We start from the raw sequence: 17721 nt of genomic DNA on the forward strand, positions 1-17721 counted from the left end.
CCCTAGCGGCTGCGGCACACCCGCTTAGGAGTCGAAAGCATGGTCCCCCGTTATGCCCGCCCTGCCATGACCGCGATCTGGGAGCCCGAAGCGCGCTATCGCATCTGGTTTGAGATCGAGGCCCATGCCACCGAGAAGTTGGGCGAACTGGGCGTTGTGCCGCCGAGCGGGGCCAAAGCGCTGTGGGACTGGTGGGCGACAAACCCCAAGATCGATGTCGCGGCGATTGACGCGATCGAAGCAGTGACCAAGCACGACGTGATCGCCTTCCTCGATTGGGTGGCCCAGCGGGTCGGCCCGGAGGCGCGGTTCATGCACCAGGGCATGACCAGCAGCGACGTGCTCGATACCACGCTCTCGGTCCAGCTGGCCCAGGCCAGCGACCTGCTGCTCGAAGACCTCGACGCGCTGCTCGCCGCGATCAAGCGCCGCGCGCTGGAGCACAAGTATACCCCGACCATCGGCCGCAGCCACGGGATCCACGCCGAGCCGACCACTTTCGGCAAGAAACTGGCGGAAGCCTATGCTGAATTCAGCCGCTGCAAGACACGGCTGTTGGCAGCCCGCGCCGAAGTGGCGACCTGCGCAATTTCGGGCGCGGTCGGGACCTTCGCCAATATCGATCCTTCGGTCGAAGAATACGTCGCTGAAAAGCTCGGCCTGGCGGTCGAGCCGGTTTCGACTCAAGTGATCCCGCGCGATCGCCATGCGATGTTCTTCGCCACATTGGGCGTGATCGCGAGCAGCATCGAACGGCTCGCTATCGAAGTCCGCCACCTGCAGCGCACCGAAGTGCTGGAGGCGGAGGAATACTTCGCGCCCGGGCAGAAGGGCTCGTCGGCCATGCCGCACAAGCGCAACCCGGTGCTGACCGAAAACCTCACCGGTCTCGCCCGCGTGGTCCGTTCGGCCGTGACCCCGGCGCTGGAAAACGTCGCGCTGTGGCACGAGCGGGATATCAGCCACTCCTCGGTCGAGCGCTACATCGCCCCCGACGCGACGATCACGCTCGACTTCGCGCTCGCCCGGCTGACCGGGGTGATCGACAAGCTGCTGGTCTATCCCGAGCGGATGCAGAAGAACCTCGACAAGATGGGCGGCCTTGTCCACTCGCAGCGGGTGCTGCTGGCTTTGACCCAGGCCGGGCTGGAGCGCGACGCGAGCTACCGGCTGGTCCAGCGCAATGCCATGAAGGTCTGGGAAAGCGACGGCCAACTTAGCCTGCTCGAACTGCTCAAGGCCGATCCTGAAGTCAGCGCGGTGATGAGCGCGGCTGAACTCGAAGAGAAGTTCAACCTCGATTACCACTTCAAGGCGATCGACACGATTTTCGAACGGGTGTTCGGGGAGTAAGGCACCACTACGCCTTCCGGAATCGTCATCCTGAACTCGTTTCAGGACCCATCGGGCCGCAAGTCCAGAGCTTGGGAAAGTGGCGTGACGATAGCGTCTCAGCGTGTCACAACCCCAGGCGCCGTGACGAAGAATGGGCCCTGAAACAAGTGCAGGGTGACGGGAAAAGGGGACGATAGCACGTGAAGCGAGCTTTCAAATGGATCTGCGGCCTCTTCCTGGTCGCCCTCATCGCCCTGTTCGCCATCGGCTACACCCCCGACACTGGCCCCGCCGCGATGCGCGCCAAGTACGCCTCTCCCGCCTCGCAATTCGTCGATATTGGCGGCGGCGTGACCATGCATGTCCGCGATGAGGGCAAGCGCGATGGCCCGGTGCTGGTCCTGCTGCATGGCTCAAATGCCTCGCTCCACACGTGGGAGCCGTGGGTAGCGCGGCTAGGCGCCAAGTACCGGATCATCAGCCTCGACCAGATCGGCCACGGGCTGACCGGACCGAACCCGACCGGGCAGTATGATGCACCCGCCTTTGTCGGCACGCTCGATGCCTTGCTGAACAAGCTGGGCGTCAACCGCTTTGCCCTCGCCGGCAATTCGATGGGCGGCTACGTCGCCTGGGAATATGCCCTTGCCCACCCGGACAAGCTGACCCATCTGGTGCTGGTCGATGCCGCCGGCCCGCCGGATGATCCGAACAAGCAGCTGCCGATCGGTTTCCGGATTGCCCGCACGCCCGGCTTCAGCAAGCTGGCTCTGATCATCACCCCGCGCTCGGTGTTCGAGAAGTCGCTCCACGGTTCGGTCTCGAACCACGCGATCGTCACGCCTGCGGCAATCGACCGCTATTGGGAACTTAACCGCTATCCGGGCAATCGCGCCGCAACAGGTGCCCGCTTTGCCCAATACGGCACCCGCAACCGCAACGTCGAAGCGATTGGCTCGATCAAGGTGCCGACGCTGATCCTGTGGGGCGCCGAGGACAAACTGATCCCGGCCAACGGCGCGGACTGGTTTGCGCAGCGGATCGCGGGCTCAACCAAGATCGTCTATCCCGGCATTGGCCACCTGCCGATGGAAGAGGCGCCCGACCGTTCCGCCGCTGATCTTGATGCCTTTCTTTCGAAGCCCTTCCCTTCGCCCGCCAAGCCATCTAGCATCGCCACCATAAAGCCCTGATCGCAATGGAGGGTTCGCCATGCAATTGATCCGTACACTGCTGCTGCTGCTCGTCACCATCGCGCTGGTCGCCTTTATCGCGATAAACTGGCAGACCGTTCCACTGAACCTGTGGCCGCTGCAGGACGGCAACTATGTCCATCTCGAATGGCCGGTCGGCTTCATCGTAATCATCTCGATGGCGCTGGGCTTCCTGCCGATGTGGCTGCTGCACAAGGGCGCGCGCTGGCGGCTGACGCGGCGGATCAGCTTCCTCGAAAACTCGGTCAAGTCGGCCAGCCAGTCTGCACCCATCGCCACCTCCACCCAGCTTGAAGCTGCAACCCCGGAAGCACCGCCCCCCCTGCCATGAGCACCAACCCGATCTACCTCGCGCTCGATTTCCCCCGTCTTGATACGGCCATCGCGGTCGCGCAAAAGGCCAAGGCCCATATCGGCGGGGTCAAGCTGGGGCTGGAGTTCTTCTGTGCTCACGGCCATCACGGCGTGCTCGAAGTGCACAAGCTGGGCTTGCCGATCTTCCTCGATCTGAAGCTGCACGACATTCCCAATACGGTCGCCGGAGCGATGCAGGCGATCCATGTTCTCGAACCGGCCATCGTTACCGTGCACGCTGCGGGCGGACAGGCGATGATGGAGGATGCCAAGGCCGCGGCCGGCGAAAACTGCAAGGTCGTGGCGGTCACGCTGCTGACCAGCATGGATGAAGCTGACATGGCCGCGACCGGGATGACCGGGCAGCCGCACGACCAGGTGATGCGGCTCGCCGAACTGGCCCGCGCTGCCGGGCTCGATGGAATCGTCTGTTCCGGGCACGAGGTTGCCGCGGTCCACGCGAAGTGGCGCGACGGGTTCCTGGTGGTCCCCGGCCTGCGCCCGGCCGATGCCAAGCTGGGCGACCAGAAGCGCGCGGTTACCCCGCGCCAGGCCCGCGATGCCGGCGCATCCGTGCTGGTGATCGGTCGTCCGATCGCCCGCGCCGATGATCCGGCCGCAGCCGCGCGGGCCATCGAGGCAACGCTGTAGCATTCAGCCGAGGTCAAGCCGCGGGAAACTAGCAACGGGGCATTATCAGGAGCCAATTGCATGAAATCCTTGAAGTTCGCCCTCGCCCCGCTCGCCCTTGCTCTCGCTATGCCCGGAGTTGCCATGGCCCATTCCGACCAACCCGCCATTGCCGCCACTTCAACCCTGCTGACCATTTCAAGCGAGGGCAAATCGGCGCGCACCCCCGATCTCGCCACCTTCAACGCCGGTGTCGTGACACAGGGCAGCACCGCCAGCGAGGCGCTCGCCGCAAATGCTGCCGCCATGACCAAGGTGATCGCCACGCTGAAAAAGGCCGGGATTGCCGACAAGGACATCCAGACCAGCCAGATCAGTCTCAACCCGGTCTATGGTCAGCCGGTGGTCGATCCCAATGGCCAGATCGTTCAGGAACCGCGGATCGTCGGATATCAAGCCACCAACAGCGTCAACATTCGCAGCCGCGACATCAAGGGCTTCGGCAAGGTGCTCGATGCGCTGGTTTCCTCGGGCGCCAATCAGGTCAACGGCCCTTCGTTCGAAATGTCGGACCCCAGCGCAGCGATGGACGAAGCGCGCACCGCCGCGATGAAGGCTGCGCGGGCCCGCGCCGAACTTTATGCCAAGGCCGCCGGGCTGCGGGTGGTCCGGATCGTTTCGATCAGCGAAGGCGGCGGCTATGCTCCGCAGCAACCGGTTTACGCCATGGCCAAGATGGCCGATGCCTCGTCCAGTCCGATCGCGGCCGGTCAGGTTGAAGCGCAGATCAGCTTGACGGTGCAGTTCGAACTGGCACCCTGAGGCAAGGCAAGCTAGGCGGCGGGTCATGATGGCCCGCCCCGCAATCAAGATCTGCGGCATCACCACGATGCCGGCGCTCGACGCGGCGATTGCCGCGCGGGCGAGCCATGTCGGTTTCAACTTCTACCCGCCTTCCCCGCGCTATGCCGCACCCGCCCAGGCCGGTGAGCTGTCGCACCGCGCCGAGGGTCATGTCACGCGGGTCGGGGTTTTCGTCGATGCCGCCGATGCCCTGCTGGCCGAAGTGCTCGCTGCAGCCCCGCTCGATGCCTTGCAGTTCCACGGCAGCGAGAGCCCGGAGCGCGTGGCGCAGGCCCGCGCGCAATTCGGCCTGCCGGTGTGGAAGGTGCTGTCGGTTTCCGCGCGCGCTGATCTGGCCAAGGCTCAGGACTATGCCGGTGCCGCCGATTTACTGTTGCTCGATGCCAAGACCCCGAAGGGCACTTTGCCCGGCGGGATGGGGCTGAGCTTTGACTGGAACCTGCTGTCCGGCTGGAAGGCCCCTCTGCCCTGGGGGCTGGCCGGCGGGCTTTCCCCCCGAAATGTCGGAGACGCCGTGCGGCAGACCGGCGCGCCGCTGGTCGATACCGCTTCGGGCGTGGAGAGCGCACCCGGGATCAAGGACGCGGACCTGATCGCCGCCTTCTGCAAAGCGGCGCGCGGCACATAGAAAAGGGCGGCCCGTTTCCAGGCCGCCCTTCCCACTCAGTGTTTCCGATCGGTATAATCAGAACTTGATGCCGACGCCGGCCACCAGCGCATCGCCGCTGGCAACCACGTCGTTTTCGAAGAAGTGCCGGTATTCAGCCTTGACGTAGACCGGTCCGGAAATCTTCTGCTCCAGCCCGGCACCCAGGTGCCACTGGCCTTCGCACAGGTCGCAGGCTTCGGTGGTGTAGCCGCCCGCGCCATAGAGCTTGGTGCCGGTTCCGGCCTTCACGCCGAAGCGGCCGGTCGCGCCGAAGGCAACCTTGGTGCCGGCGGCATCGATCTTGTCGCCAGAAACTTCGACGCCGGCAAAAGTGGTCTCGCCCAGATCGAAGTCATGGCCAATCGCGGCGCCATAGGTTTCTTCGCTGGTGCCATTGGTCCAGATCACGCCGCCACGCGCCTCGACGCGGGTTTCGTTGGCCAGCGCCGGGCTGGCCAGGGCCAGCGAGGCGAGCAACGGGAGGACGATCTTGCGCATTACAAACTCCTTTGTGATTCAGCCCCGGTAAAGGGGTCGAGGAGCTAGGTAGGAACCGCCAGCTTGCTCGCGAATGAACTAGGCGTTCATAAATTACGCAACAACAACCTAATGTGGCTAATATACCACATATTGTATTTCAAACTGACAACATTGTTACCAGCGCCTTCACCATCGGACGCTGCGGCAAGGCTGGACTTCGCGGCCCCGCTCTGCCAAGCGCTGGTCGCGTGATGACAGCAAATCCGCCAGCAAACTCTTTTCGCAACCAGCCTGACGAGCGCGGGCATTTCGGCCAGTTCGGTGGGCGTTATGTCGCCGAAACGCTGATGCCGCTGATTCTCGACCTTGAGCGGGAGTACACCGCGGCCAAGGTCGATCCGGCGTTCCATGCCGAATTCGACGACCTGCTGGAACATTACGTGGGTCGCCCCAGCCCGCTCTATTTCGCCCCCCGGATCACCGAGGAGCTTCGTTCGCTGGCGGTTTCCCAAGGGAAACCTGAGTGCGGCGCCCAGGTCTGGTTCAAGCGCGACGAGCTCAACCACACCGGCGCGCACAAGATCAACAACTGCGTCGGGCAGATCCTGCTGGCGATGCGGATGGGCAAGACCCGGATCATTGCCGAAACCGGCGCGGGCCAGCACGGCGTTGCCACCGCCACCGTCTGCGCGCGCTTTGGCCTGCCCTGCGTGATCTTCATGGGCGCAACCGACGTGGCGCGGCAGGCCCCCAACGTATTCCGGATGAAGCTGCTCGGCGCCGAAGTCCGCCCGGTAACCGCCGGTGCCGCGACGCTGAAGGACGCGATGAACGAGGCGCTGCGCGACTGGGTCGCCAATGTCCACGACACCTTCTACATCATCGGCACCGCCGCCGGCCCGCACCCTTATCCCGAGTTGGTCCGCGATTTCCAGAGCGTGATCGGCAAGGAAGCCCGCGCCCAGATGCTCGCCCGCACCGGCCGCCTGCCCGACCTGCTAGTCGCGGCGATCGGCGGGGGTAGCAACGCGATCGGCCTGTTCCATCCGTTCCTCGATGATGCCAGCGTCAGGATGCTCGGCGTCGAAGCGGCCGGGCACGGGCTCGACAAGGAACACGCCGCCAGCCTCGCCGGCGGACGCCCCGGCATTCTCCACGGCAATAAGACCTACTTGCTGCAGGACTCCGACGGCCAGATCACCGAAGGCCACTCGATCAGCGCGGGCCTCGACTATCCCGGGATCGGCCCGGAACACGCCTGGCTGCGCGATGTCGGCCGGGTGGACTACACCTCGGTCACCGATACCGAAGCGCTCGAAGGCTTCCAGCTGCTGTGCCGCACCGAAGGCATCATCCCCGCGCTGGAACCCAGCCACGCGATCGCCGCCGTGGCCCGGATCGCCCCGACCATGCCCAAGGACAGCATCGTGCTCGTCAATCTCTGCGGACGCGGCGACAAGGACATCTTCTCGGTCGCGGAGCATTTGGGGGTGGAGCTGTGAAGATCGCTCGCGTGGCAAAGTCAGGTGGCGTTTTCGTGGCCATGGCTATGTTGCTGTCCTGGGCATCGGATTGGTTTCTAGGACGACCATTCAGGAGTCTGTTTGAATTCACACCATTGGTACTAGCCGCAGTTTTCGTTGGCCTCTTGGGCGGCGGATTAAGCAAAGACACCAACTGAATGGCCCGCTTCTCTTCCAATTTTTCCGCAGGCCACGTCGCGAGGGCTTTCGTCTCGGTCGCGGGACATCTGGGGGTCAAACTTTAATGGACCACAAGCGCGGGATTCAGGGCGTGCTCCTGACGCTCGCCGCGTGGGGCTGCTTTCAGGGTATGGAGTCCGTGCCGGCCAATTCGGCGCTGGAAACAGCCTTGCTCATCGGCGGCTATGCCTTGATCGCCCTGGCGCTTGCCGTGTTTTACCTAGCATTCCGGAATCGACCATCATGACCCGCCTCCCAACCGTCTTTGCCAAGGGCAAATGCAACATCGGTATCGATTTGGAATCAGAGGATCTAGGGGCTGATCAGTGAGCCTAACGGCTGCAGCCTCCGCCTTAGAAAATCACTGTTTTGGCTGCCGCCCGCCGCTTGAGCCAATCACCGATTTGATCGCTGGCTTTTTCGGCATCACGCTGGCGACGCTTGTGATTGCGGCCAGCATACGGGTGGGTTCGCGCCTTACGAGCGAAAGCGCCACATTGCACCATTCCTCATCAGCCTCAATGCTAACACGGGAGTTTCGACGGAAGCTAATATATTGGTTTTCCAGCATGTCTATCTTGGCCTTTGCGACCGTACTAGGCCTTTGTGTTACCTGGTTCGTCCGCTTTCCGAAGCTCTACATTGCTAGAGAAGTTTCGCACTTTCCGGACTACATGGCTTTTCTACTGGCCAGCAACCTTGAACTCTACGCCTTCGCCTTCGTGCCTGTCATAATCTGGCACTTGGCCGATTTCATCGCAACGAAGCCGCCCAAACGACGTGTTCTGGAGGTTCTGACCAGCTATGCCTTGTTATCCGGTATTCTTGTTTGCTTTGGTATGATCCTTATTGGCCTTGCAACCGATTGGTTCACGGTCGATCGACCTTGCGGCGGTATGTTTCTCCTGCTGATGCAATCTTGCGCAGGCCCACATCCTGTAATGGGTTTACCTATGCGCCTATTGCTTTTGCTATTCCCGATTCTCGCAATCCTGAAACTTGCGGTGTCCTTGCACTCTCGACTAGGGCGGCAGCGATGACCCGCCTCTCCTCTGCCTTCGTCAAGGGCCCCGCCCTTGTCACCTTCGTCACCGGAGGTGACGGGCCGACTGCCGATATCCTCGACGCCCTCGTCGCAGGCGGTGCGGATGTGATCGAGCTGGGGATGCCGTTCACCGATCCGATGGCCGATGGCCCGGCGATCCAGCAGGCCAACCTGCGCTCGCTCGGCGCAGGCACCACCACCGCCGATATCTTTGCCATGGCTGCTGCCTTTCGCGCGCGCCATCCCGAGGTGCCGCTGGTGCTGATGGGCTATGCCAATCCGATGATCACACGCGGGCCGGAATGGTTTGCGGACCAGTGCCGGCAGGCCGGGGTCGACGGGGTGATCTGCGTCGATATCCCGCCCGAGGAAGACCCCGAGCTCGGCCCTGCGCTGCGCGCCGCGGGGGTCAGTCTGATCCGGCTTGCCACCCCGACCACCGACGCCGCGCGGCTCCCAGCCGTGCTCGAGGGTTCGTCCGGGTTCCTCTACTATGTCTCGGTCGCCGGGATCACCGGAATGCAGCAGGCCGCGCAGACCAGCATCGAGGAAGCCGTCACCCGGCTGAAAGCCAGCGCCACCATCCCGGTAGCGGTCGGCTTTGGCGTGCGCACCCCCGAACAGGCGGCCGCGATCGCCAAGGTTGCAGATGGCGTGGTGGTCGGCTCGGCGCTGGTCGATCTGGTCGGCGAGCACGGGGCGAATGCCGCTGGTCCGGTGCTCGAGCTGACGCGGGCGCTCGCTAATGCGGTGCATTCGGCGCGTTAGGAATAGTTCACGCAAAGGCGCAGAGGAAGAAAAGAGGCGCAGAGAGGTTCTGCTGAGCCGCAGGCTCTTGAATCAATTCGACGATGCGTTTTGTGCAACGTCGAAACGAACAGCGGCTTCGCCGCGGGCGCTACCCCTCTGCGCCTCTCCTTCTTCCTCTGCGCCTCTGCGTGAACCCTTCGAACACTTCCCCACTCGCAAACGCCGGAACACTGCGCTAAAGCCCCCGCATGAGCTGGATTGACCGCGTTCGCAAAGCGCTTCCCTTCAAGGATAAGCGCGACACTCCCGACAATCTCTGGACGAGCTGCCCCTCGTGCAAGGAAATGCTCTTCACCAAGGAATATGAGGAAAACCAGTCGGTCTGCCCGCGCTGCGAGCATCACGGCCGGATCGGCGCGGATGCGCGCTTTGCACAGTTGCTGGATGAAGGCTTCACGGTGCTCGACACGCCGAAGGTCAAGGAAGACCCGCTGAAGTTCAAGGACCAGAAGAAGTATCCCGACCGGCTGAAGGCCGCCCGGCTCGCCAATCCGCATCCCGATGCCTTGACCAACGCGCTCGGCGCGATCGAGGGTCACAAATGCGTGCTGGGTGTGCAGGACTTCGCCTTCATGGGCGGATCGATGGGCATGGCGGTCGGCGCGGCCTTCGTCGCCGGGGCTGACCGGGCGCTCAAGGAAAAATGCGCCTATGTGATCTGCACCGCCGCCGGCGGCGCGCGGATGCAGGAAGGCATCCTCAGCCTGATGCAGATGCCCAAGACCACCGTGGCGATCCGCCGGCTCAATCAGGCCGGGCTGCCCTATGTGGTGGTGCTGACCGACCCGACCACCGGCGGGGTTACCGCCAGCTATGCGATGCTGGGCGATATCCAGATCGCCGAGCCGGGCTGCCTGATCGGCTTTGCCGGCCAGCGGGTGATCCAGGACACGATCCGCGAAAAGCTGCCCGAAGGGTTCCAGCGTGCGGAATACCTGCTCGAACACGGGATGATCGACATGGTGGTCCATCGCCGCGATCTAAAGGCGAAGCTGGCCAGCGTGCTGGACTATCTGAGCGCGGCCAAGGCGGCCTGAGCCGCGTGAAAGACTTCGCCGTTTCCGAAAACCCGCGCGTTCAGGCGCAGCTTGACCGGCTGGGCGCGCTGAGCCTGCCGAGCGGGCGGCTGGAGCTGGAGGTGATGCACGAACTGCTCGCCCGGCTCGGCAATCCGCAGCGAAACTTGCCGCCGGTGTTCCACGTCGCCGGAACCAACGGCAAGGGCAGCACCTGCGCCTATCTGCGCGCCATGCTTGAGGCCGAGGGGCTGACCGTCCACGCCGCGACCAAGCCGCACCTGGTCCGCTACAACGAACGAATCCGGATCGCGGGTAAGCTGATCGACGACGAATTGCTGGCCGACCTGCTGAACGAAGTGCTCGACCATGGCGAAGACCTTTCGCCCAGCTTCTTCGAAGTCACCGCGTCCGCCTATTTCCTGGGATTCCACCGCATTCCTGCCGACGCCTGCGTGATCGAGGTTGGCCTGGGAGGACGGCTCGATGCGACCAACGTGCTCGATGGCCAGGCCGCTTGCGGGATCGCCACGCTGGGGATCGATCACAAGGAATTCCTGCTCGTACCCGAACCGGGCCTGCCGACCGATCCGCTGTGCCGGATCGCTTTCGAAAAGGCCGGGATCGCTCGCCCCGGCGTGCCGCTGGTGACTCAGGCCTACCCGCCGGAAGTGACCAAGACGGTGATCGATCACGCCATGAAGGTCGGCGCGAAGACCGCGATCCGCGGGCTCGACTGGTTTGCCGAGATCGGCAGCGGGATCGCCTATCGCGACCGGTTCGGCACGCTGGATCTGCCGCTGCCGGCGCTGGTCGGCACGCACCAGGCCGACAATGCCGCGCTCGCCGTGGCGATGTTGCGCCACCAGACGCAAGTCACGGTCTCCCCCGCCGCCATGGCCGAGGGCATCCGCGCCGCGCGCTGGCCGGCCCGGCTGCAGCTGCTGGGTGAAGGCCCGCTGACCGCGCTGGTCCCGGACCGCCGGGTCTGGCTCGATGGCGGGCACAACGCCGATGCCGGCCTCGCGATCGCCCGGCACTTTGCCGATGCCGCGCCGCTGCACCTGATCACTGGCATGCTGGCGAACAAGGATCCGGCCGCGATCGTCGCTCCCCTGAAAGGCAAGCTACTGAGCCTGTCGGTCGTCCCCGCCCCTGGCCACGACGCCCACCGGCCCGAAGACATTGCCCCCCACGCCGACTTGCCGGTGCGGGCATTCAGCGATGTCGCGGCGGCCTTGCAGGCGCTGCCGGCGGAAGGCGATGTACTGATCGCCGGATCGCTTTACCTCGCGGGCGAAGTACTGCGGCTCAACCGGGAGTTTCCGGACTGACGGCGGACTTGCCCGGCGAAAACCAGGCGACGCCCGCCCCCGCCACCAATACGGCGAAGAAAGTCCAGGCTGTGCCGGTTTCCCAGCCAAGGGTTTGAGCCAGCAGCACGCCGACAAGGCCTACAACCGCAACTGCCGAGCCGAAGATCCGCATCAGTGGCAAGGGCGCGCGCAAGGCCTTTTCATCGACAGCCTTGGTCTGCCGAACCGAGGCAACGACGTAGCCCTTGCTCCACAGCAGCCACAGCAGGAACATGCCCGGAATGGCAGCCACAACGGTAACGCCCCAGAATCCGAACCAGCCGAGCCTTTCCGCCAGGATCCCGGCAGGCCCAGCCATGAAGGTCCGTCCGACCCCGGCAAAGGATGATAGCAGCGCGAACTGCGTAGCAGTGTAAGCGATGTTCGACAGGCCGGAGAGGTAGGTTGCAAACACGGTCAAGCCGATGCCGCTCGTCAGGTTTTCCGTCCCGATTGCAGCGACCAGCATCCAGTAATTGTTGCCGACCGAGGCCAGGATCATGAACATCAGATTGGAGAACATCATCATCAGGCCGGAAATCAGCAGCGCCCGGCCCATCCCGAGCCAGAGGATAAATGGAGCACCAAGGGCCGAACCGATGATCAGCGCCGCAAAACCCCACAGCTTGTTCGCCGAGACATAATCGAGATCGGCAAACTTCAGATCGACGATCATCGGGCTGAGCATCGTCTGCCCCATGGCATCGCCGATTTTGTAGATCAGCACAAAGCCCAGGATCAGAAAGGCACCATCGCGCGACAGAAACTCACGAAACGGATTGACCACGGCTTCGGTCAGCCATTCGCCGGGCTTCATGCCGCTGACATTGGCGAAACGATCTACAAAGGTTCCGGGTCCGATCCACAGTGCGCCCAGGATCGCCGGCACGATGGCAAATGCGGTCAATCCATAGGCAGTAGCCCAGCCAAGCCCCAACCCCTCAGCCGAAGCGAGGTAGATCGTGCCGGCACCTGCGATCAGATTGCCGGTGCGATAGCCGAACTGGTTGCTGGCCGTCCCGTGCGCCATGTTTTCATCGTCGAGAATCTCGATCCGATAGGCATCAATGACGATGTCCTGGGTTGCGGAAAGGAACGCCGTAATAAACGCCCACAGCGCGAAGCTGCCCATCGCGCCCGGCTGCGGATTGCTCGCGCCAAGTTGCCAGACCGAAATCAGCAGCAGTGCCTGGATCACAAACAGCCAGGCCCGGCGCTGTCCAAGCGCCTTGCTCAGCACCGGGATGTGCAATTTGTCGACCAGCGGGGCCCACAGGAACTTAAGGGTGTAGGGTATCCCAAGGGCGACCAGAAAGCCGATCGTGGCTTTGTCGATGCCGACCTTGGCAAGCCAGAACGTCATCGTCGCAATCAGCAAGGTCAGCGGAAAGCCGCTTGAAATACCCAGCAAAAACGCCACCAGCGGTGCCTTGGCCAAGTAGGGTTTGAATGACTTGCTGGTCGCAGCGAACACCACCAAAGCCGCAAGGACCCCGGCAAAGATCAAAAACCGGCTCAATTCAACAGACATCGGCACCCTCTTGTCCCAGCAAGCTTGCTCGCAGCTTAGCAGGTGGTAGCCGTGGCGGAAGGCCTGCCGCCTGTTGGCAAACAAAAAAGCCGTGAGCGGATCAATCCGCTCACGGCTTTTTGAACCATGCTCCGCGCAAATGCGCGGCTTTCGGCAGAATCAGATCTTGCGGATCGTCATCGGCCGCGCTGCACCCGAGGCATGCTCGAACACGCAGTTGGCCATCTCGCCCGAGTTCTGGCGGGTGAAGGCCAGGTATCCGGCGGGCGCCTTGCCGTGCCAGGTGAAGCGGCAATTGCGCAGACGGAACTTGGCCGGGCCGCCGATCATCACCGGCTTGCCGTCGAAGAATTCGAAATGCTCGTTCTCGATCATTTCGCCGCGGGCTAACTTGTCGGCCAGGCGCTTGCGATCGCCGTTTGCCACCGCCGCCGAAGCGACCGAGGGAACAACCGCCGCCGCAGCCGCTGCTGCCGCACTGCCGAATACGGTCCTGCGTGAAACTTTCATTGCCGTAGACTCCCCTGATGCGACCCATTGCCAACAAATATCGTGACGCCGCAGTAAAGCAAAAAAACGGCCGGCGAACAAAGCCCAAATTGCATTACGCACCGATTTTCGTGACGCGAACGAAATTTGGGCTATTCTGCGCGGCGATGAGTCACGCCGAAACCTTGCCCGGTACCGCGCCCACCCCCGGCCAGCTTGCCCTGGCCCAGGCGATTGCCGACGGCTGCACCCGGGTCAATCGCGGCATTTCCACCGTCCCTGCAGCGGTCTATACCGACCCTGCGCATTGGCAGCGCGAGCACGACGGGCTGTTTGCCCGGCTGCCGCAAGTACTCTGCCCTTCGGCCCTGATCCCGCAGCCCAATATGGCGGTGCCGCACGATGCCAGCGGTCGCCCACTGCTGATCACCCGCGATGGGGAGGGCAAGGCGCATGTCTTCCTCAACGTCTGCCGCCACCGCGGCACCCGGCTGGTTGAGGGGAGCGAAGTCCAGTGCTCCAAGCGGATGACTTGTCCCTACCACGCCTGGACCTTTGCCACCGACGGTCGCCTGCTCGCCCTGCCCCGGCCCGACGCCTTTCCGGGCCTCGGCAAGGCCGACTACGGTCTGGTCGAACTGGACAGCTGCGAGGCTGGCGGGCTGATCTGGTTCGCCCCGCAAGAGGGCGCGGATTTCTCGGCCATGCGCACGCTCGGCGCGGATTTCGATGCCTTCGCGATGGCGGACCTACACTTGTTCCGGCGTCAGACGCACGAGGTTGCTTCCAACTGGAAGCTGATCATGGACGCCTTTCTGGAAAGCTACCATGTTGCCCGGCTCCATGCCGCAACGATCGGGCCGTTTTTCAAGGACGGGGTGACCAGCGGCGATCAGATCGGCCCGCACCAGCGCAGTTTCGTCGCCCGCGCGGCTGAGCTCGAAGGAATCGATTTCACCGACATGGCCGCGCTGCGCCGGATCGGGACCTTTGCCTACCAGCTGTTTCCGGCGACGGTGCTGGTGATCAGCCCGGATTATATCAACATAATGACGCTGTGGCCGCAGGGGCATGACCGGACCCTGGTCGAGGACTTCATGCTGATCCCCGAAGAACCGCAGACCGACAAGGCGCGCAGCCACTGGGAACGGAGCTGGACCCTGCTCGATGGCGGGGTGTTCGCCGGGGAAGACTTCCGCGCGGCCGCGCTGGGCCAGCAAGGGCTTGCTACCGGCGCGGTCCCGCATCTAACGCTCGGCACGCTGGAAGGCGGGATCCTCCGCCTGCATGAGATCATCGCAGAGCAGCTCGCCCTGGCTGAGGGGTGACTAGCCGCGCCGTTCCGCCTATGGGCGGCGCATGACCGCACCAGAACCACCGCGTGAGGGCGAACGCATCGCCAAGTTGCTGGCCCGGGCCGGCGTGGCCAGCCGCCGCGAAGTGGAACGGATGATCGCTGACGGACGGGTCAAACTGAACGGCGAAGTGCTTACAACGCCTGCCACGGTGTTGAAGACCCTTCGCGGGGTCACCGTGGACGAAAAGCCGGTCAAGGCTGCCGAACCGACCCGGATCTTTATATTCCACAAGCCGGCTGGCCTGCTGACGGCGGAGCGCGAGTTCTCCGGGCGGCCAACGATCTATACCGCGCTGCGCAATGCCCTGCCGCAGGACGCCGGACGGGTGATGCCGGTCGGGCGGCTCGACTTCAACACCGAGGGTCTGCTGATCCTGACCAACGACGGCGAGCTCAAGCGCGCGATGGAGCTGCCCTCCACCGGCCTGCCCCGGACCTACCGCGCCCGCACCTTTGGCGATGTGACCCAGGCCCAGCTCGAGGAACTGATCGAGGGGGTGGAGATCGACGGGGTGCGCTATGGCAAGATCGACGCCAATCTTGAGCGCAGCACCGGCCGCAACCAGTGGATCGAGGTGACCATAACCGAAGGCAAGAACCGCGAAGTGCGGCGCGTGCTGGAACACCTCGGGCTAGAGGTCAGCCGCCTGCTGCGGACCCGCTATGGCCCGTTCGAACTGCTCGACCTGCCGCGCGGTCAGGCGACCGAAATCCGCCAGGTCGAAGTTGAACGCTTTCGCCGCGCGCTGGTCGGCGGGACCGGGACCGAGATCACGCTGAGTGCCCCGCAACAGGCCCGCGCCCGGATCGCACGGACCAGCCCGCGCAAAGCCGACGCACCGCGCAAGGCTGATACTGCGGCTCCATCCGCCCGCAAACCGGCCCCGCGCAAGCCCGATGGCCCGCGCAAGTTCGAGGGTGCACGCAAACCCGATGGCGCCCGCAAGTTCGAAGGCTCCCGCAAGGCGTCCAGCACCGCGTCCACTTCCCGCAAGCCCGCACCGCGCAAACCGGGTCCGAGAAAGCCGGGTCCACGCAAATGAGCCTGCGGATCATCGCCGGCGAGTGGCGCGCGCGAAAGCTGGTTGCACCGGCCGGGGAAACCACCCGCCCGACCGCCGACCGCACCCGCGAAACCCTGTTCTCGATGCTGGTCAGCCGGATCGGCGATTTTGAAGGACTGGCAGTGGCCGACCTGTTCGCCGGATCGGGCGCGCTGGGGCTGGAAGCGCTCTCACGCGGGGCCGCTTCGTGCATCTTCGTTGAGCAGGATGCGGCGGCGCTGCGCGCCTTGCGCAGCAACATCGCCAACCTCCGCGCCGCGCCGCAGTGCGACGTGCGGGCATCTTCGGTTCTGGCGCTGGGTCCGGCCAAGGCACCGCTCGATCTGGTCCTGCTCGATCCGCCCTACGGCACGGGCGCGGGCGCGGTTGCGCTCGACAAGTTGCAGCGGCTGGGTTGGATCGGTGCCGGAACCTGGATCAGCCTTGAAACCGCAGCCGACGAGGAACCCAAGATCAAGGGGCTCGAAGCTGCCGCCGACCGCAAGGTCGGCAAGGCGCGGATTACCCTGCTGCGGATGCCGGCTTAGCCGCCAGCACGCCGATCAGCGTCGCCAGCCCGGCCAGCGACAGCAGAAGCCCGGCATGACTGGCCTGTCCGGCCTCGGCCAGCATTTGCGCTCCGATCGGGGTCAGCGCACCGCCAACGATCCCGCCCGCGTTGAAGGCCAGCGAAATCCCGCTGTAACGTACCGTTACCGGAAACAGCGTCGGCAACCATGATCCCAGCGGGCCATAGACGAAGCCCATCACCACCAGTGCGGTCGACAGCGTGACAAAGATGGTGACCAGCGAACCCGAGGTCAGCCCGGCCCCGAAGACTGAGCCCAGCACCATGGTCATGACCGCTCCGGTCAGCATAACCTGGCGCGGACTGGTCTGGTCGGCGCGGATTACCGCGATCAGGATCCCCAGCGCGAAGAAACAGTTGGCACCCAGCTGGACCGCCAGAAAAGTCTCGCGCGTATAGCCGAGCGCCGTGGTCCCCTGGGCCAGAGCATAGGCGGTGGAGAGGTAGAAGATCGCGAAGCAGGCGATCGCGCCTGCCGTTCCCGCCAGCACAGCACCCAAATGGCGCGAGAGCAGCGTGGCGATCGGCACGGCCGGCGGCGGCTTGTGGCTCATCGCCTCGCGAAAGGCCGGCGTCTCTGCGATGCGCAGCCGCACCCACAGGCCCAGCCCGACCAGTACCGCGCTGGCGAGAAACGGGATGCGCCAGCCCCAGGCCTTGAAATCGGCATCGGACAGGACCAGCCCGAGCAGCAGGAACAGGCCGTTTGCGGCCAGGAAGCCGACCGGCGCGCCGAATTGCGGAGCGGAGCCGAACCGCGCTTCCCACCCTTTCGGGGCATATTCGACCGCCAGCAGCGAGGCCCCGCCCCATTCCCCGCCCAGCCCGAAACCTTGCCCGAACCGGAGCACGCACAGCAGCAGCGGCGCGACCCACCCGACCATCGCATAGGTAGGCAGGAAGGCGATCAGCAGGGTCGACAGGCCCATCAGCATCAGCGAGGCGACCAGCGTGGATTTGCGCCCGATCCGGTCACCGAAATGGCCGAACACGATCGCGCCGACCGGGCGAGCGAAGAAGGCCAGACCAAAGCTCATGAAGGCAAACATGGTTTGCGCGGCGGCGCTTTCCGCCGGAAAGAACAGCGGACCGAAGACCAGCGCGGCGGCGGTGGCGTAGATGTAGAAATCATAGAACTCCACCGCCGTGCCGGTAAGCGATGCGGTGAGGATGCGGGCGTGCTGGCGGATCGGATGCATAGTGGCACTGCCTTGCTGCCGGCCGTCCTGCTGTCAACCGCAAGCCTTGCGCGGCAAT

18 protein-coding genes and 1 pseudogene are annotated in these 17721 nt (G+C 64.2%); 15 read left to right on the forward strand and 4 right to left on the reverse strand.

The genetic code is table 11. The features are described from left to right. The first annotated feature begins 39 nt into the window (after window positions 1-39). The 6 genes from purB (at window position 40) to B2V17_RS05955 (ending at window position 5025) form a co-directional block, all read left to right on the forward strand. Window positions 40-1353, forward strand: coding sequence for an adenylosuccinate lyase (gene purB / locus B2V17_RS05930; RefSeq protein WP_292996188.1), 1314 nt, complete (start codon window positions 40-42; stop codon window positions 1351-1353). Window positions 1354-1535: 182 nt separating this feature from the next. Beyond that, complete coding sequence (locus tag B2V17_RS05935) at window positions 1536-2528, forward strand: alpha/beta fold hydrolase (protein ID WP_292996190.1); 993 nt, start codon at window positions 1536-1538, stop codon at window positions 2526-2528. A 19-nt stretch (window positions 2529-2547) separates the two neighbouring features. After that, complete coding sequence (locus tag B2V17_RS05940) at window positions 2548-2880, forward strand: LapA family protein (protein WP_292996192.1); 333 nt, start codon at window positions 2548-2550, stop codon at window positions 2878-2880. Further along, window positions 2877-3554 carry an orotidine-5'-phosphate decarboxylase gene (gene pyrF, locus B2V17_RS05945; RefSeq protein WP_292996194.1) on the forward strand — a complete coding sequence of 226 codons (678 nt, stop codon included), beginning with the start codon at window positions 2877-2879 and terminating at the stop codon, window positions 3552-3554. The genes B2V17_RS05940 and pyrF overlap by 4 nt, the downstream gene beginning before the upstream one ends. 60 nt (window positions 3555-3614) lie before the next feature. Continuing rightward, the gene (locus tag B2V17_RS05950) at window positions 3615-4355 is read left to right on the forward strand and encodes an SIMPL domain-containing protein (protein WP_292996196.1); all 741 of its coding nucleotides are present in this window, start codon (window positions 3615-3617) and stop codon (window positions 4353-4355) included. A 28-nt stretch (window positions 4356-4383) separates the two neighbouring features. Beyond that, entirely contained in the window at window positions 4384-5025 is a 642-nt protein-coding gene (locus tag B2V17_RS05955; RefSeq protein ID WP_292996271.1) for a phosphoribosylanthranilate isomerase, read from the forward strand. Between the two features lie 57 nt (window positions 5026-5082). On the opposite strand, the gene B2V17_RS05960 is transcribed toward B2V17_RS05955, so the two are convergent. Further along, entirely contained in the window at window positions 5083-5544 is a 462-nt protein-coding gene (locus tag B2V17_RS05960) for a hypothetical protein (RefSeq protein WP_292996198.1), read from the reverse strand. A 233-nt stretch (window positions 5545-5777) separates the two neighbouring features. Here B2V17_RS05960 and trpB point away from each other — a divergent pair, with 233 nt between their 5' ends. From trpB to B2V17_RS05990, 6 genes are all read left to right on the forward strand, one after another. Continuing rightward, the gene (trpB, locus tag B2V17_RS05965) at window positions 5778-7028 is read left to right on the forward strand and encodes a tryptophan synthase subunit beta (RefSeq protein WP_292996200.1); all 1251 of its coding nucleotides are present in this window, start codon (window positions 5778-5780) and stop codon (window positions 7026-7028) included. 265 nt (window positions 7029-7293) lie between these two features. Further along, window positions 7294-7476: a hypothetical protein gene (locus tag B2V17_RS05970; protein ID WP_292996202.1), complete on the forward strand. Its 183-nt coding sequence runs from the start codon at window positions 7294-7296 to the stop codon at window positions 7474-7476. A gap of 79 nt (window positions 7477-7555) precedes the next feature. Then, window positions 7556-8269, forward strand: coding sequence for a hypothetical protein (locus tag B2V17_RS05975; protein ID WP_292996204.1), 714 nt, complete (start codon window positions 7556-7558; stop codon window positions 8267-8269). Further along, window positions 8266-9042, forward strand: a complete 777-nt coding sequence (gene trpA / locus B2V17_RS05980; protein ID WP_292996206.1) for a tryptophan synthase subunit alpha — start codon at window positions 8266-8268, stop codon at window positions 9040-9042. The genes B2V17_RS05975 and trpA overlap by 4 nt, the downstream gene beginning before the upstream one ends. Before the next feature lie 230 nt (window positions 9043-9272). After that, on the forward strand, window positions 9273-10121 hold the full coding sequence (gene accD / locus B2V17_RS05985) for an acetyl-CoA carboxylase, carboxyltransferase subunit beta (RefSeq protein ID WP_292996208.1): 849 nt from the start codon (window positions 9273-9275) through the stop codon (window positions 10119-10121). A gap of 5 nt (window positions 10122-10126) precedes the next feature. After that, window positions 10127-11434, forward strand: coding sequence for a bifunctional folylpolyglutamate synthase/dihydrofolate synthase (locus tag B2V17_RS05990; RefSeq protein WP_292996210.1), 1308 nt, complete (start codon window positions 10127-10129; stop codon window positions 11432-11434). Here the strand turns inward: B2V17_RS05990 and B2V17_RS05995 are convergent. Further along, window positions 11412-12986, reverse strand: coding sequence for an AmpG family muropeptide MFS transporter (locus B2V17_RS05995; RefSeq protein WP_292996212.1), 1575 nt, complete (start codon window positions 12984-12986; stop codon window positions 11412-11414). The two genes, B2V17_RS05990 and B2V17_RS05995, sit on opposite strands and share 23 nt — an antisense overlap. Before the next feature lie 159 nt (window positions 12987-13145). Beyond that, window positions 13146-13496, reverse strand: coding sequence for a hypothetical protein (locus B2V17_RS06000; RefSeq protein ID WP_292996214.1), 351 nt, complete (start codon window positions 13494-13496; stop codon window positions 13146-13148). A gap of 146 nt (window positions 13497-13642) precedes the next feature. Here B2V17_RS06000 and B2V17_RS06005 point away from each other — a divergent pair, with 146 nt between their 5' ends. The 3 genes and pseudogenes from B2V17_RS06005 (at window position 13643) to rsmD (ending at window position 16423) form a co-directional block, all read left to right on the forward strand. Next, window positions 13643-14803, forward strand: a complete 1161-nt coding sequence (locus tag B2V17_RS06005; RefSeq protein ID WP_292996216.1) for an aromatic ring-hydroxylating oxygenase subunit alpha — start codon at window positions 13643-13645, stop codon at window positions 14801-14803. Between the two features lie 31 nt (window positions 14804-14834). Next, window positions 14835-15581, forward strand: a pseudogene (locus B2V17_RS06010) (pseudouridine synthase); the annotation flags it as partial. 290 nt (window positions 15582-15871) lie between these two features. After that, on the forward strand, window positions 15872-16423 hold the full coding sequence (gene rsmD, locus B2V17_RS06015) for a 16S rRNA (guanine(966)-N(2))-methyltransferase RsmD (protein WP_292996220.1): 552 nt from the start codon (window positions 15872-15874) through the stop codon (window positions 16421-16423). Here the strand turns inward: rsmD and B2V17_RS06020 are convergent. After that, the gene (locus B2V17_RS06020; protein ID WP_292996222.1) at window positions 16398-17663 is read right to left on the reverse strand and encodes an MFS transporter; all 1266 of its coding nucleotides are present in this window, start codon (window positions 17661-17663) and stop codon (window positions 16398-16400) included. The genes rsmD and B2V17_RS06020 overlap by 26 nt on opposite strands. Window positions 17664-17721: the final 58 nt, after the last annotated feature.

It is taken from the genome of Novosphingobium sp. UBA6272, assembly GCF_002440635.1.
Classification (GTDB): domain Bacteria; phylum Pseudomonadota; class Alphaproteobacteria; order Sphingomonadales; family Sphingomonadaceae; genus Novosphingobium.

Bases quoted from the DNA above. Each gene is read 5' to 3' on its own strand.
- rsmD (WP_292996220.1), top strand. From the start codon at position 15,872: ATGAGCCTGCGGATCATCGCCGGCGAGTGGCGCGCGCGAAAGCTGGTT.
- B2V17_RS06020 (WP_292996222.1), bottom strand. From the start codon at position 17,663: ATGCATCCGATCCGCCAGCACGCCCGCATCCTCACCGCATCGCTTACC.
- B2V17_RS06000 (WP_292996214.1), bottom strand. From the start codon at position 13,496: ATGAAAGTTTCACGCAGGACCGTATTCGGCAGTGCGGCAGCAGCGGCT.
- B2V17_RS05995 (WP_292996212.1), bottom strand. From the start codon at position 12,986: ATGTCTGTTGAATTGAGCCGGTTTTTGATCTTTGCCGGGGTCCTTGCG.
- B2V17_RS05970 (WP_292996202.1), top strand. From the start codon at position 7,294: ATGGACCACAAGCGCGGGATTCAGGGCGTGCTCCTGACGCTCGCCGCG.
- B2V17_RS05955 (WP_292996271.1), top strand. From the start codon at position 4,384: ATGGCCCGCCCCGCAATCAAGATCTGCGGCATCACCACGATGCCGGCG.
- trpB (WP_292996200.1), top strand. From the start codon at position 5,778: ATGACAGCAAATCCGCCAGCAAACTCTTTTCGCAACCAGCCTGACGAG.
- trpA (WP_292996206.1), top strand. From the start codon at position 8,266: ATGACCCGCCTCTCCTCTGCCTTCGTCAAGGGCCCCGCCCTTGTCACC.
- B2V17_RS05950 (WP_292996196.1), top strand. From the start codon at position 3,615: ATGAAATCCTTGAAGTTCGCCCTCGCCCCGCTCGCCCTTGCTCTCGCT.
- purB (WP_292996188.1), top strand. From the start codon at position 40: ATGGTCCCCCGTTATGCCCGCCCTGCCATGACCGCGATCTGGGAGCCC.
- B2V17_RS05960 (WP_292996198.1), bottom strand. From the start codon at position 5,544: ATGCGCAAGATCGTCCTCCCGTTGCTCGCCTCGCTGGCCCTGGCCAGC.
- pyrF (WP_292996194.1), top strand. From the start codon at position 2,877: ATGAGCACCAACCCGATCTACCTCGCGCTCGATTTCCCCCGTCTTGAT.
- B2V17_RS06005 (WP_292996216.1), top strand. From the start codon at position 13,643: ATGAGTCACGCCGAAACCTTGCCCGGTACCGCGCCCACCCCCGGCCAG.
- accD (WP_292996208.1), top strand. From the start codon at position 9,273: ATGAGCTGGATTGACCGCGTTCGCAAAGCGCTTCCCTTCAAGGATAAG.
- B2V17_RS05940 (WP_292996192.1), top strand. From the start codon at position 2,548: ATGCAATTGATCCGTACACTGCTGCTGCTGCTCGTCACCATCGCGCTG.